This window comes from Coleofasciculus sp. B1-GNL1-01 (genome assembly GCF_040220235.1).
GTDB lineage: Bacteria > Cyanobacteriota > Cyanobacteriia > Cyanobacteriales > Coleofasciculaceae > Coleofasciculus.
Window position 1 is genome coordinate 1 of sequence record NZ_JAVJTO010000102.1, and the last position, 13,772, is coordinate 13,772.

The following is a 13,772-nucleotide window of genomic DNA, read 5'->3' on the forward strand; positions in this document are numbered from 1 at the left end:
GCGCTGTTGCGGGGAGAGATGTCGCGAGTTCTAAGTGTGCTACAGGAGGGACTTGGTTCGCCAGAGCATCAGGATATGTGGAGGAATTATCGAGAGCGTCGCTCCAGTAACCGTTAAACTGAAGTTCCCCCAGCCAAAACATCGAACAAAGGGGATTCACGAGCTTATCGCTGGGTTAGAGGATGTTATGAAATTATGTTGACGCTGGAAAATTTTCCGAGACGTTGCTGACTAGCTCTTGAAAGCATAAGCTGTCATGCATTTAAATTGGGTATTAGTAGGGAGGAAGATGCTCGCACTACAAGGATTGCGCCATTGTTCTCTATTTTATCCCTTGTAACTCTGTCCTCGCCCCAATTCTACCCGATTCCCGATGAGGATCTCAATGTTCCGCCGTAACACCGATGTTCAAGTTTTCAGGGGACATCAGATGGGTAATCGCGGCTAAAAAAATGGAATTAGGGCTTGACTTTTCTGGAGATTTTAGGTAATTTTATATCATGGAAAAATATGCCGTCCTATAGACTAGACCCAGATCAACCGTGACCCGTAAGGTGGGTTAGGCAGTATTAAATTTAGGTAATGAACCGTTCAATAATAAATCCGCCGTAACCCACCAAGTTATCATTTTAATGGGGTCATGCCTGATCTTAAAAAAGCGGAATTTGGATGTACAGGCACTGTTGCAGGGAGAGATGTCGCGAGTTCTGACTGTGCTACAGGAGGGATTGGGTTCTCCAGAGCATCAGGCATTTGTGGCACAATTGTCTAGAGCGTCAGCCGTTACCATCTGTGGCGATTAGGTGGAGAAACTGGTAGTGTAGATTTATGTTGCCAGCGTCGATTAAAATTTGAGCGCAAATAATCAAGATTTAAACATGGACGAATTAATGGTTCGTTTGAATTTACCTCGTGATTTACTTGGGCTACTTGATGTCTCGGAAACTGACTTAGAAAAGCGTATCCGAGAATTGATTGCCCTTGAGTTATTTCAAAAAGGGAGGATTTCTTCAGGTAAAGGTGGAGAATTATCAGGGGTCTCTAAATGGGATTTTATTCAGCTTTTGAGCCGATATAAGGTTCCTTATTTTACTCAAACTCCAGAGGATTTAGTGGCTGAGGTAAATCTCCTAGAAACCCTATTAAATACAACTGAACAATGATTGTGGTGTCTAATGCTAGTCCCCTAATCGCTTTAGCCAAAATTGGGCAATTGCAACTGTTGTGTTCTGTTTACAAAAAGATACATATTTCCTCAGACCCGTAGGGTGGGTTAGGCGGTATTAAATTGAGGAAATGAACCATTCAATAATAAATCCGCCGTAACCCACCAAGTTACCATTGAATCCGGGTTAACAAAAGATTCGGGTTCCTCAAGAAAATTAATGGATTTGCCCGTAGTATTGGCAAGGGGAAACGAACCAGGATGAAATTTGGTCAGATAGGAGTCTCCCCCGGACGCGATCGCACCCCTTAGGGATGAGCCAAAACACCTGGGGTCAGGTAGGGGCGACCCGCTGGCACTAATGAAAACTCCATTCCCCTCAATTTGTCGGGTTGCCCGTCCCTCCCCTACTGGCTGGAGAAAAACTGGCGATCTCGTCCTATACTACTATTTGTACTAAGGAGCAGGTCTAATCTGTTGGGGATCGATGCTGTTGGAGTCGCGAACTTGAGCAATTGGTTGGTCTAACTGTTGGAGAATTTGTTGCGGCTGGTTGATTTCCAGCTCAATGGGGAATAGACTATTAGCGATCGCGTGACCTAATCTGGCTGGAAACTGCTGCTGGAGCCGGGTAGAGACTTGGGAGCCAGCTTCAGCCATAAAACGGGTATCGGGCGATCGCACGGTGATGTCGATCTGCTGCGTTTGGGTGTTATAGTTGGGTTTGACCTCAATCTCGTCATGTAGTACAAATCATTGCAAGCAAGTGTAAGTGATCAAAAACGGACTGTACAATGTTCTAGGTGCTGTTAGTCGTATGGGATTAACTGTACTAACTATTCCTCTACTCATACGTCTAATTGGGGTTGAGGAATATGGTCTGTGGACGCTTACTTCCGCTACAGTTGGGATTGTCAGCCTAGCTGAGGGAGGTCTTTCTGTATCTACCACTGTTTTCTTGTCGAAGGATTTAGCTAATGATGATGCCGATAGTGCCTCTCAGACACTAACAGTAACAGTAGGAACAATGCTTCTACTAGCCACGATAGCTGCAATTGTCTTATGGGTTGGTGCTCCAAGACTTATTGGCTTATTTCCCTTACTGGAGCAAAGGCAATATTTAGCAGCCGTGCAAGCATTACAAGTCGGCGGAATTGTAATCTGGGCGCAATTGCTTCAAAAAGTTCTGATTGGAGTGGAACAAGCACATGAGCAATACGGAGTAATGAATGTTCTCAATACAATCCAGATCACTCTAAGTCATCTAGGTATGTTAATAGTGGCATGGCTAGGTGGACGGACAACTGAACTGATGCAATGGCAAGCTGTTGTCAGTATAGGCGTTTTAATTGTTCATGGTTGGGTAGGATGGTTACTACTCAGACATTATCAACTATATATAGCTTGGAATAATACTAAAGGAATGGATATTGCAAAATACAGCTTAATGACCTGGTTGGCATCATTGGGCAGCGCCCTCTTTAATAAAGTTGATAGAATATTAGTCGGAGCGTCATTAGGTACTGGTTTATTGGGAGTTTATGCAGCAATTACTAACGTTACGGTACAAATTAATTCATTTTCTGCTGTGGCTATTCAACCTGTACTTCCGGCGATAAGTAACCACATTGCCAGAAAAGAGTTCGACCTATTAACACTACAGCGACAAGTCAAACAGGCACTTGAAATCAATAGTATAATTGCTCTAGGATTAGGTGCTGGACTTCTAGCATTTGCACCGCAAATAATCCAAGTAGTACTCCCTGGGCAATCTCCTAGGGATTATTTATCAGAATTTAATACTGCAACAATAATTTATTCACTCTATTCTGTGAATGCTGTTGGTTACTACGTACTCCTAGCTGTCAAAGCTGTGAGTAAATTTATGGTGATTCAACTTGTCAGTGGGATAATATCACTTGCTCTTATAACTATTGGTTTACACAGTTTTGGTTTGCTGGGAGCAGTCGCAGGAAATGTTGGCTATTTGGGAGTTTTTTCACTAACGTTATTGGGGATGAAAAGATTGAGTATCCCGATTGGGTTATGGTTAGAGTGGTTTAAATTTCCTTTCGTATGGTTTTTGTTAACGGTATTAATCAATACAAATGTTTTTTATATAGAATTAAAATATAAAATAATTATACTTATCTTACAATTCATTATCCTTATAAATTGGTTTAAATCAAGACAAAACATTAATCTCAAAGTTTTAATTCAGCAGATCAGTAAAAACAAATGTTAAATGTTCGTTTTTTTTCAAAAATTCGTCGCCGCTTTTTGTTATATATATGGAAAATCAGATGTATTTTTCCATCTAAACCATTGACTACATTTTTATTAAATGATGGTTCTCGCTTTGATTATCCTCTGAAAAGTGCTATTGGTGGCTCATTATTTTGTGGTGGATTTGAAAATAAGGAAACTGGATTTTTACAGCAAACATTGAAGCCTGGAAGTATCTTCTTCGATATTGGTGCTAATGGTGGCATTTATACTATTATTGCAGCTAAAAAAGTAGGATTAAAAGGACATGTGTATGCTTTTGAACCTGGACAGTCTGAGTTAGAACTCTTGCGTCATAACATTTCTATAAATAATCTCAACAATGTTACTATTGTTGAATGTGCAGTTGGAAATACAACTGGCACAGCACAACTTGCCATTTCTCGTGATGGAGCGATGAATTCTTTAGCTAAAACTAATCATCCCTGGCAATGTATCGAGCGGTGGCAATCTGTAAAAACTATTAGCTTAGATAATTTTATACAAGAATATGGAATCAAAAAAGTTGATTTTATCAAAATTGATGTGGAAGGGGCTGAAAAGCTTGTTTTTGAAGGCTCTAATCGCCTATTGTCTTCTGATCAAGAAATAATTGTTATGTTTGAGGCTTCTGAACTTAACGTTAACAGTTTTGGATATTCGGTTCAGGAATTTATAGAAAATATAATAAATTCAGGAATGTATTTATATTACTTAGATGCGTGGGATTCTTTGATAAGAATTTATAATTACGATTCTATGTTTGGCAAAAAAATTTATAATTTTATCGTCACTAATAAACCATTAAAATTAGAATACTAACGTTTATGACTCTACTACCAAAACTTGCTCGCCGTCTCCAGATATTAGCCTATATAATTGAAAAACCAAAGCTATTGGCACTTGTTTTGCAGGGTGGTTCAGTCAATAAGTTTATCTCTTTAGATCAACCCTGGCTACATGAATTAAAGATAGAAACAGTTCTCGATATTGGGGCACATGCTGGTATATCTGCTGTCACGATTCATTCACTTTTTCCGAAAGCACAAATTTATTCATTTGAACCTTTGCCAATTTGTTTTCAGCAATTGCAAATGAGAATGGCAGGCGTAAACAACTTTAAGGGATTTAATATTGCACTGGGAGATTGTTTAAGTAATTTACCTCTGGATTGTAATAGCTTTACACCATCATCCTCATTTCTCAAAATGACCGATTTGCATAAAACCGAATTTCCTTATACCCGTCATAGCCAACCTCTGAGCGTCAAGGTAGAAAGGCTAGACACCATAGCGGAACAAATACCAATTATTGACCCTCTCTGGATTAAAATTGATGTTCAAGGCTATGAAGAAAAAGTTCTGCGGGGTGGTGAGAAAACGATTCAACGAGCCAAACTAATTATCGTAGAAACCTCTTTTAAAAAACTGTATGAAGGTCAGCCATTATTTGACAATATATATAATCATCTGATAAAACTTGGATTTGATTATTTCGGTTCTCTTGACCAGTTACGTAGCCGTAAAAATGGACAGGTTTTGCAAGAAGATAGTATTTTCATGAAAAATGCATAGTCAGAGATTGTTTCCTGCTTTACTTAAACTAAAAAACGGAAAATTTTGGAAAATGTTAAATTTAAGTACTCTCAAAGAAAAAGGAATTAGAAAGTTTTGTATAAGGACATGGAGTTTATGGGAAAAATTGGGAATTCATGTTTCTCCCAATCACTTTTACTGGCCTATACCCGATACGACAGAGCTAACAAATTATGACTTTAGTCAAACCTTTCCCACGGAGGGAATTGATTTTGATGATCAAGCAATGCTCAATTTACTGAGTGAAATCGCTAAGTACCGAGAAGAGTATTTTAAGATATATACATGCTCTGGATATGAGTCCAATGGTGACGGAGCCATACTTTATGGCATGATTAGAAAATATAAACCAAGGCGGATTATAGAAATTGGTTCGGGTTTTTCTACAAAAGTTTCTGGGAGGGCTTTGCAACAGAACCAATCAGAAAATTTTACTGGAGAAATAGTCTCAATAGAACCTTATCCCTCAGCCGTTCTTTTAAATGTTGTCAATCAAAGTGATCATATTACCCTAATTCAAGAAAAAGTTGAAAAAGTAGGAAATTTAATTCTTGAATCCCTGAGCGCTGGAGATGTACTATTTATTGATTCATCCCATGTTGTTAAATGTGGCAATGATGTACATTTTATTTACTTAAATTTACTACCAAAAATTCCAGTCGGAACGATCGTACATATACATGATATTCGTTTTCCTTATGAATACCCAAGGGAGTGGGTCATTAATGCAAAAAAATTTTGGAATGAACAATATTTACTTCAAACGTTTTTAAGCTTTAATGATAGTTTTAAAATTGTATTTGCGGGAAATTATATCTACAATAAGTATCCTCAGATAATGAGAGAATCACTAGTAGGCTTGGGTGACGAAGAAAATGGCTGGCCCGGATGCTTTTGGATAACAAGAGTAAAATGAGGACTATTACAACATGGAGAGTAAGCCACTCGTTTCTATTATTACAGTATGTCGCAATAGTCAAACTTATATTAGGTTTGCCATAGAGTCAGTTTTAAATCAAGGCTATCCTCATATTGAATATATTATAGTAGACGGAAACTCAACCGATGAAACTCTAGCTATTATCCAAGAATATGAACCTAAATTTCAAGGTAGAATGCGCTGGATATCTGAACCCGATAAAGGTATCTATGATGCTATAAATAAAGGAATAAAGCTGGCAAAAGGTGAAATTATTGGAATCCTTAATAGTGATGACTGGTACAGCAGTGTTGCTGTCGAAAAGGTCGTCGCCCTTTTTCTGAGTGATACAAATATAGGTTTAGTACATGGTAGACTCGCCAATTATAATAATCAAGGTAAACTAGATAGTGTTTATGGAAAAAGACTGAGTCGCTTCTCTTTTGCTGAACAGACACCTTTTAGTCATCCAACCTGTTTCGTTAGAAAAACAGTATATGATAGTATTGGTCTTTTCGATTTGCAATTTAGAACGGCATCGGATTATGATTTTATGTTACGGGTTTACGGTTCAGAAACTCTTAAAACTGTGTACCTTGATGAGGTAGTAACAAATTTCCGAAAAACTGGTGTTACGTCTTCAATGTGTATTTCGCCCATAGTCCAAATTTTTAGGCTACTTAGGAAAAACAAATACAGATTCTCCTATATAATAATTGGCATTGTATACAGACTAACTAGAGATATAATAAAAATTGCTTTAGTGTCACTGAAATTAGAAGTAGTAATTAAATTCAGGCGTCGCTGGAGTCACCTCCATGAAAAAGTATGAAATCCAAAAGTAATTTACTACTAAGAAATTTAATTTGTGCCTATATTTTTTTTGCTAGCTGGACAGATTCGTTTTCTTTGGGCAAAAGATTTCCTTTACACATTGTCATTTTAGGTGCTATTGTAGTTGTTTTTATAAAAGCCTTTCTCAAGGGTCAAAAAATTCCTTGCAGAGCATACAAACCTGAAGACTTTTTCGTGATACTATGCTTTGGTGGAGTGTGCTTATCAGGACTTTTAAATTTAAACGGAAAAACCGTGAACTACGTTCTTGCTTATTTTTCTGTCTTCATCATAGGTTATTTACTCTTAAAAGGGATAGTTTATCAAAACATTAACTGGCACACTCTACTCAAAATCAACACAATTGCCCTTGTTTTTACAGGCTTATTTACAACATCTGAATTTTTGATAGAATTTTTGACTGGCTTTGATATCCAAACACTAATACCCAGAGACAATCCAGCAAGAGCAACTTATCTTCTACGATTTCCCAGAGCCTATGGTTTTTCAGATGAGCCAACTATCCTTGCTTTCTACTTTAATACCCTGGGATCTATTGGTTTATGGAAATTATGGCATTGGAATAGTATTGGCAGAGTTTTTTATAGATATTGGTTGAAAATTTCTCTCACTCTGATCGTAATATTTGCCTGGTTCAGTACATTTTCTGCCGCCGGATTTGTTTTTCTTCCTTGCAGTCTAATCTTGGCAAACTGCTTAAAAAAGCGGCACAAGTTTTCAATAACTATATCCCCTAGACTTATATTTTTAGTTGTACTGAGCATAGTAATAGTGACTATTCTGTTTTCTATTGTTTCTTTGAATATTTTTCAATCTCGAGAAATTATCAACGAATATACAGATCCTCTCCTGACTAAAGTTACTTTACAAGATGATAAACACGTCAATATAAGAGTCACTGCTTGGATAACCAGCCTTGACAATATACGCAGATCTCTGGTATTTGGTATAGGTGTGGGACATCAATCCGATTCTGGCTTGAATAGCTCATTTAACTGGTACTTGTTTTTGATGCTAGAAGGTGGATTGATTTCGTTCTTGCCAATTGCTGTATTTCTTTGCATCTCATTTTTGAGAATAGCTATGTCTAATGTACAAGGAAAGCTCTGGTTTATGACTGGATTCTTAGCTGGAGCCATGCATCTATTGGTTATTGCCACATTTTATCATCCTTTTCTATGGATATTACTGATTCTTTTTTCGACCTGTAATGAACAAAAAAAGATTTACGAAAAAACAGCAAGCCAAGTTGATTGTAACTGTGGTCAATGACATCAGTCCTACTAGCATGGCTCTGAATGAGTTTGTTTTGTATAGAGCAAAACATTATTCTGATGAAAAGCATTTTATAGTAGTATTCCTACCTGTCGATGAGAAAACTAAGGCTATTTACCAAACTAAAATAGCTAGTTATAATGTAGAAATAATTGAATGTTACGGAAATTTGAGGCGGTTTTTTACAAGTATTTATTCTTTTATTAAAGCGGCACATCAGCAAGGCAAACAAATATTATGTCATTTACATAATCCTAAAACTGCCTTGATGTTGATAATAGAATGGTTGATATTGGCAAACAGATTTAAACTACCGAAGTTATATACAGTTCACAGCGTATATACTAGATACAGTGCGTTAAATAAGTTCGGTACTTTTCTCAGTATTTTACTCTGTGATAAGGTGAGTTGTAATAGCTACTCGAGCTATTTGGCTCTTCCGCAGATAGCTAGAAACATAAGAAAAAATGAGTTGAATGTGATTTTTAATGGCATAGATATTACAGGTATTGATGCTATTGCTGCAAACGGGGAAGCTAATCGCTCTCTCTTTGCCAACGATGTCGGTCAGCGATTTCGGTTAATTTCTGTAAATAGATGCGTAAAAGCTAAGAATATCTCATTTCTATTAAAAGTTTTGCGAGACTTGCCACCCTTCATTACATTGACTCTAGTTGGAGATGGTATTTTACTACCAAATCTCAAGCAGCAAGCCAAAAAATTAAAAATTGATGATCGTGTTTTTTTTACGGGGCGTCTCTCTCGCGAAGCAGTATACAGAGAAGTTCTTCAGGCTGACGTTTACATATCAAGTTCTATATGGGAAGGTCTGGGTAATGCAGTACTAGAAGCAATGGCTTTAAGAAAACCTGTGGTCTTATCCAATATTAAGCCATACAAAGAGATCGCTAAAAAGGGCAAAGGTAGTATTAAAGTTATTGATTTTAATATTAAGGAATGGACAATACTAATTAAAAAATTAAGCCAGGAATCAAAAGATACTCTTCAAGAGTTAGGTGAAGCTAATAGAAAAATAGTTGAAGATAATTTCTCTTTAAAAAAAATGCATGAAGAATACTCACAAATATATAAATTTTTATGGAATCAATCAATTTAAATTAATTTATTAATTTAAATTGATTAAAATACATCATTGAAACCATAAAAAAGCATTTGATATTTATCAGGAACATCTAATGGGCAGTATAATTTATAATTTATGAGATGTGTTAAAGTTTCAGACATGGCTAGAAACACAACATTAAGCAGGTAATTTTGAATGAGTGTTCACATTTCAGTGATTGGTCTGGGCTATGTCGGTCTTCCCGTCGCCCTAGCATGTGCCAAAAAATTTTCCAATACCGTTGGTTTTGATATCAATGTCGAAAAAGTAGAGGCATTAAGACAAGGTATAGACCTTACTGGTTCAGTGTCTCCCAATGAGCTGAAAACTACCTCGCTTAAACTAACCTATGACCCAAAAGCCCTAGTAGAAACCAACTTTTTTATCGTTGCTGTCCCTACCCCTATTGACCGCAATCACCGTCCCGACCTCACCGCCTTGATTAAAGCGTCCGAAATAATCGGCAAAGTTCTCACCCCTGGCTCAGTTGTGGTCTATGAATCCACAGTTTATCCGGGAGTAACCGAGGAAATCTGTGGCACAGTCTTAGCCAAAGTGTCAGGGTTAAGACAAGGAATTGATTTCAAATTGGGCTATTCTCCAGAACGGATTAACCCAGGTGATAAAGCCCATACCCTTGAAAAAATTGTCAAAGTGGTTGCAGGTGAAGATCCTGAAACCCTAGAACGAGTCGCTAACGTCTATGACACCATTATTGAGGCTGGTATCTATCGCGCCCCTTCCATTAAAGTAGCGGAAATGGCGAAAGTCATTGAAAATACCCAACGTGACCTCAATATCGCCTTTATGAACGAATTAGCCTTGATTTGTGATCGCTTAGGTATGCGTACTCAGGATGTCCTCAAAGCCGCTCAAACAAAATGGAACTTTTTGCCATTTACTCCAGGACTCGTCGGTGGTCACTGTATCGGAGTTGATCCCTACTACTTAACGACAAAAGCCGAAGAACTAGGCTATCACCCCCAAGTCATTCTTGCCGGTCGTAGGATCAACGATAATATGGGAACCTATCTCGGTCAGCGATTTGTTAAACTGCTTGTACAAGGCAATTTATCCATCAAAAATGCAAGAGTAGGGATTTTGGGTTTGACCTTTAAGGAAAATGTTCCTGACCTAAGAAACAGCCGCGTTCCTGATATTGTTCAAGAACTACGGCAATTTGGGATTAACCCTCTTATTCATGATCCATTAGCTGATGCTCAAGAAGCCCAACGCGACTATAATATTCAGTTAGTGGAATGGCAAAATCTATCAAATTTAGATGGACTCATCTTGGCTGTGAGCCATCAGTGGTACTTGGATTTGCCTCAAGAGAAACTTTTGGCGTGCTTGCGATCACATTCTGTATTGATGGATGTCAAATCAGTCTTTGATCCGGCTAGACTACCCCCACACTTACATTACTGGAGTTTATAAGGAATTAACGTGGTCAAAGTTTTAGTAACTGGTGCTGCTGGTTTCATTGGCTTCCACCTGAGTCAACGGTTGTTGAGTCGAGGGGATCGAGTTGTTGGACTTGATAATCTGAACCACTACTATGATGTTTCTCTGAAGCAAGCTAGATTATCTCAACTCGAAGAGCAGGCAAATTTTAGCTTTTACAAACTAGACTTAACTGATACAGACGGGATTAAGCAGCTATTTACTGAACAAAAATTTGATATTGTCGTTAACTTAGCAGCACAAGCAGGGGTTAGACACTCCCTTGAAAATCCTCACGCTTATATCAATAGCAATCTTGTTGGCTTTATCAATATTTTAGAAGGATGTCGCCATTCCCAAGTCAAGCATCTAGTGTTTGCGTCCTCTAGTTCAGTCTATGGCGCAAACACTAAAATTCCCTTTTCCGTCCATGATAATGTTGATCATCCTATCAGCCTCTACGCGGCTACAAAAAAAGCGAATGAATTAATGGCGCATACCTACAGCCATTTGTACGGAATTCCCACAACAGGCTTGCGTTTCTTTAGCGTCTATGGACCCTGGGGTCGTCCTGATATGGCTTTATTTATATTTACAAAAGCCATTCTATCCGGTCAACCTATTGATGTGTTTAATCAGGGTAAAATGAGGCGAGATTTTACCTATATTGATGACATTGTTGCAGGTATTGTCAAGAGCATTGAAAAAGTTCCAACCCCTAATCCAGGCTGGTCAGGCAATACACCCGATCCAGCAACCAGCTATGTTCCTTATAAACTTTATAACATTGGCAACAATCAACCTGTGGAATTGATGTACTTTATTGAAGTTCTAGAATCTTGTTTGGGAATCAAAGCCCAGAAAAATATGTTACCCATGCAGCCCGGTGATGTCCCGATCAATTATGCTGATATAGATGATATCATTGCAGATGTTGGGTTCAAGCCGAATACGTCAATTGAGGAGGGAATAAAAAAGTTTGTTGATTGGTATCGCTCTTATTATAATTGCTAATACTTGAATTGACTCAATTAACACTCACGACCTCTTAATGAAAGTTTTACATATTTGTGCAGTTGGATTCACAGTAAAAAACTTACTAATTCCTCAAATAGAATACTTTATTGAACGAGGATTAGATGTGGAAATCGCCTGCTCTCGTGGCGACGAACTAAAAACTCTGGAAAGTCAGGGATATATTGTTCATCCCATTCAAATTGACCGCAAGATTGCTCCAATTTCTAATTTAAAAAGTATTACTAAACTCACTCATTTAATTTCCAATAAGCAGTATGATTTAGTTCATGTCCATACTCCTGTGGCTTCAGTTTTAGGAAGAGTAGCTGCAAAACTAGCGAGAGCGCCACGAGTAATCTATACCGCTCATGGTTTTTACTTTCATGATAATATGGCAGCAAGAAAATATCGTTTCTATCATTCAATTGAGAAAGTATCGGCTTGGTTTACTGATTTGATTTTAACTCAAAGCCAAGAAGATTTAGAAACGGCAAAAAAAACGGGCATTTGTCCTGCTCATAAGTTACGTTATTTGGGCAATGGTGTAGATTTAGCTCGATTTAACCGCTTAAAGCTGATACCAGAAAATCAAGCTATCTTAAAAAAAGAACTACACATTCCGGATCAAGCTTTTCCCATAATTGGCATGACAGGTCGTATTACGGCTGAAAAAGGATATTTAGAATTAATTAATGCCTTGGATATCATTCGTTTTCAATATCCTAATGTTCATTTGTTAGTGATTGGAGGACAGTTAAGTAGCGAACGCGATGCTTTTCAAGTAAAACTCAGCAAATTAATTTCAGGAAAAAATTTAGAAAAGCATGTCACATTTACGGGGTTCCGTAGCGATATTCCAGAGTTGCTAGGTTTAGTAGATGTATTTACACTTCCGTCTTATCGAGAAGGTTTACCACGTTCAATCTTAGAAGCTATGGCGATGGAAATACCTGTGATTGCAACAAATATTAGAGGCTGTCGAGAAGCCGTTGCTCATGAAAAAACGGGTTTGATTATTCCTCCTAAAGATAGCGAAAAATTAGCAGAAGCTCTCTCAACATTGCTGTCAAACTCAGCTCTAAGAAAAGCTTATGGTAGAGCTGGTCGCCAACGTGCTGAATCAGAATTTGATGAACGCTTGGTTTTTGATCGCTTGCAAACTGCCTACAGAGATTTGGGTATATGGTCAAAATAAATATACTCCTTACAGGAGCAACAGGTTTAACGGGTACTTTATTCCTCAGCAATCTAGCTGATCAAAACCCAGGCTCACAAATTTACTGCCTAGTGCGTCCAACCAGCGATTGCTCCTCGATCAAACGCCTCAACCTCAATCTGAGCTACTTCACAGGCGATAGCTCCAAGTGTGAAACTTGGAATGAAATATTGGCTCAGTACATTCCCAGTACGATTGTCCATATCGCTTCAATCCGTCATGTTCCTGTTATTCTGGATAGCCTAAAAAAAGCCCAGAAAACTCCTCGATTAATTGTAATTGGCACGACTGGCGTTTATTCCCAATACAACCAATACGCTAAAGATTATAAAGCTATTGAAGAACAGCTAATTCAGTATCCAGGTCACTACTGTCTCCTGCGCCCAACCATGATTTACGGTTCTCACCGTGATAAAAACCTGCATAAGCTGATTAAATTTTGCGATCGCTATGGCTTCTTTCCCGTGTTTGGTTCGGGTCAATGCCTTCTTCAACCGATTCATGCTGATGACCTAGCCAAGGCTATTCTTCATGTCCTACAACGCCCAACTATCCAGGGAACTTACGACCTTTCCGGTGGTAGTATCGTCACATTTCGCGAACTTCTAGCCATAGTTGAAAAACAGCTTGGCAAACCTGTGCGTCCAATCTACATCCCTCTGCGTGTTGGAATTTGGTCAGCAACAGTCGCCGAGAAAGTTCTTGGCACTAAATCACCAGTGCGACGGGAACAAATTCTTCGCTTGCAAGAAGACAAAGCCTATCCCCATGATGCGGCTCAACCTGACCTCGACTTTTTTCCGCGATCGCTTGAGGTTGGCTTACGGCAAGAAGTGGAACTCATGCACAGCCAAGGAGTCCTATAGTAAAAGATGTGTGTGTGAGAAGTGTAATAGACA

Annotated in this window: 14 protein-coding genes and 1 pseudogene; 14 read left to right on the forward strand and 1 reads right to left on the reverse strand. The window is 38.3% G+C overall.

Annotation, left to right across the window (positions count from 1 at the left end):
• Positions 1-159: 159 nt before the first annotated feature.
• The 3 genes and pseudogenes from RID53_RS24875 to RID53_RS24885 form a co-directional block, all read left to right on the forward strand.
• Positions 160-228, forward strand: a pseudogene (locus RID53_RS24875) (type II toxin-antitoxin system RelE/ParE family toxin); the annotation flags it as partial.
• Positions 229-632: 404 nt separating this feature from the next.
• Positions 633-803 carry a hypothetical protein gene (locus tag RID53_RS24880; protein ID WP_446390643.1) on the forward strand — a complete coding sequence of 57 codons (171 nt, stop codon included), beginning with the start codon at positions 633-635 and terminating at the stop codon, positions 801-803.
• 75 nt (positions 804-878) lie between these two features.
• Positions 879-1,163 carry a UPF0175 family protein gene (locus RID53_RS24885; protein WP_446390644.1) on the forward strand — a complete coding sequence of 95 codons (285 nt, stop codon included), beginning with the start codon at positions 879-881 and terminating at the stop codon, positions 1,161-1,163.
• A gap of 458 nt (positions 1,164-1,621) precedes the next feature.
• Here RID53_RS24885 and RID53_RS24890 read toward each other — a convergent pair whose 3' ends face one another.
• A complete protein-coding gene (locus RID53_RS24890) occupies positions 1,622-1,849 on the reverse strand; it encodes a hypothetical protein (RefSeq protein WP_446390645.1) in 228 nt (75 codons plus the stop codon).
• An 88-nt stretch (positions 1,850-1,937) separates the two neighbouring features.
• Here RID53_RS24890 and RID53_RS24895 point away from each other — a divergent pair, with 88 nt between their 5' ends.
• From RID53_RS24895 to RID53_RS24945, 11 genes are all read left to right on the forward strand, one after another.
• On the forward strand, positions 1,938-3,410 hold the full coding sequence (locus RID53_RS24895) for an oligosaccharide flippase family protein (protein ID WP_446390646.1): 1,473 nt from the start codon (positions 1,938-1,940) through the stop codon (positions 3,408-3,410).
• Positions 3,404-4,252, forward strand: coding sequence for an FkbM family methyltransferase (locus tag RID53_RS24900; RefSeq protein ID WP_446390647.1), 849 nt, complete (start codon positions 3,404-3,406; stop codon positions 4,250-4,252). The genes RID53_RS24895 and RID53_RS24900 overlap by 7 nt, the downstream gene beginning before the upstream one ends.
• 5 nt (positions 4,253-4,257) lie before the next feature.
• Positions 4,258-5,004 (forward strand): FkbM family methyltransferase, encoded by a 747-nt coding sequence (locus tag RID53_RS24905; RefSeq protein WP_446390648.1) that lies wholly within the window; start codon positions 4,258-4,260, stop codon positions 5,002-5,004.
• Positions 4,997-5,941, forward strand: a complete 945-nt coding sequence (locus RID53_RS24910) for a class I SAM-dependent methyltransferase (RefSeq protein WP_446390649.1) — start codon at positions 4,997-4,999, stop codon at positions 5,939-5,941. Before RID53_RS24905 ends, RID53_RS24910 begins: the two co-directional genes overlap by 8 nt.
• 13 nt (positions 5,942-5,954) lie before the next feature.
• Complete coding sequence (locus RID53_RS24915) at positions 5,955-6,776, forward strand: glycosyltransferase family 2 protein (RefSeq protein ID WP_446390650.1); 822 nt, start codon at positions 5,955-5,957, stop codon at positions 6,774-6,776.
• Positions 6,773-8,071, forward strand: coding sequence for an O-antigen ligase family protein (locus tag RID53_RS24920; RefSeq protein ID WP_446390651.1), 1,299 nt, complete (start codon positions 6,773-6,775; stop codon positions 8,069-8,071). The genes RID53_RS24915 and RID53_RS24920 overlap by 4 nt, the downstream gene beginning before the upstream one ends.
• Complete coding sequence (locus RID53_RS24925) at positions 8,010-9,191, forward strand: glycosyltransferase (protein ID WP_446390652.1); 1,182 nt, start codon at positions 8,010-8,012, stop codon at positions 9,189-9,191. The genes RID53_RS24920 and RID53_RS24925 overlap by 62 nt, the downstream gene beginning before the upstream one ends.
• A 162-nt stretch (positions 9,192-9,353) precedes the next feature.
• Positions 9,354-10,634: a nucleotide sugar dehydrogenase gene (locus RID53_RS24930; RefSeq protein ID WP_446390653.1), complete on the forward strand. Its 1,281-nt coding sequence runs from the start codon at positions 9,354-9,356 to the stop codon at positions 10,632-10,634.
• 9 nt (positions 10,635-10,643) lie between these two features.
• Positions 10,644-11,654, forward strand: a complete 1,011-nt coding sequence (locus tag RID53_RS24935; RefSeq protein WP_446390654.1) for an NAD-dependent epimerase — start codon at positions 10,644-10,646, stop codon at positions 11,652-11,654.
• Positions 11,655-11,691: 37 nt separating this feature from the next.
• A complete protein-coding gene (locus RID53_RS24940; protein ID WP_446390655.1) occupies positions 11,692-12,852 on the forward strand; it encodes a glycosyltransferase family 4 protein in 1,161 nt (386 codons plus the stop codon).
• On the forward strand, positions 12,840-13,739 hold the full coding sequence (locus RID53_RS24945) for an NAD-dependent epimerase/dehydratase family protein (RefSeq protein ID WP_446390656.1): 900 nt from the start codon (positions 12,840-12,842) through the stop codon (positions 13,737-13,739). The genes RID53_RS24940 and RID53_RS24945 overlap by 13 nt, the downstream gene beginning before the upstream one ends.
• Positions 13,740-13,772: the final 33 nt, after the last annotated feature.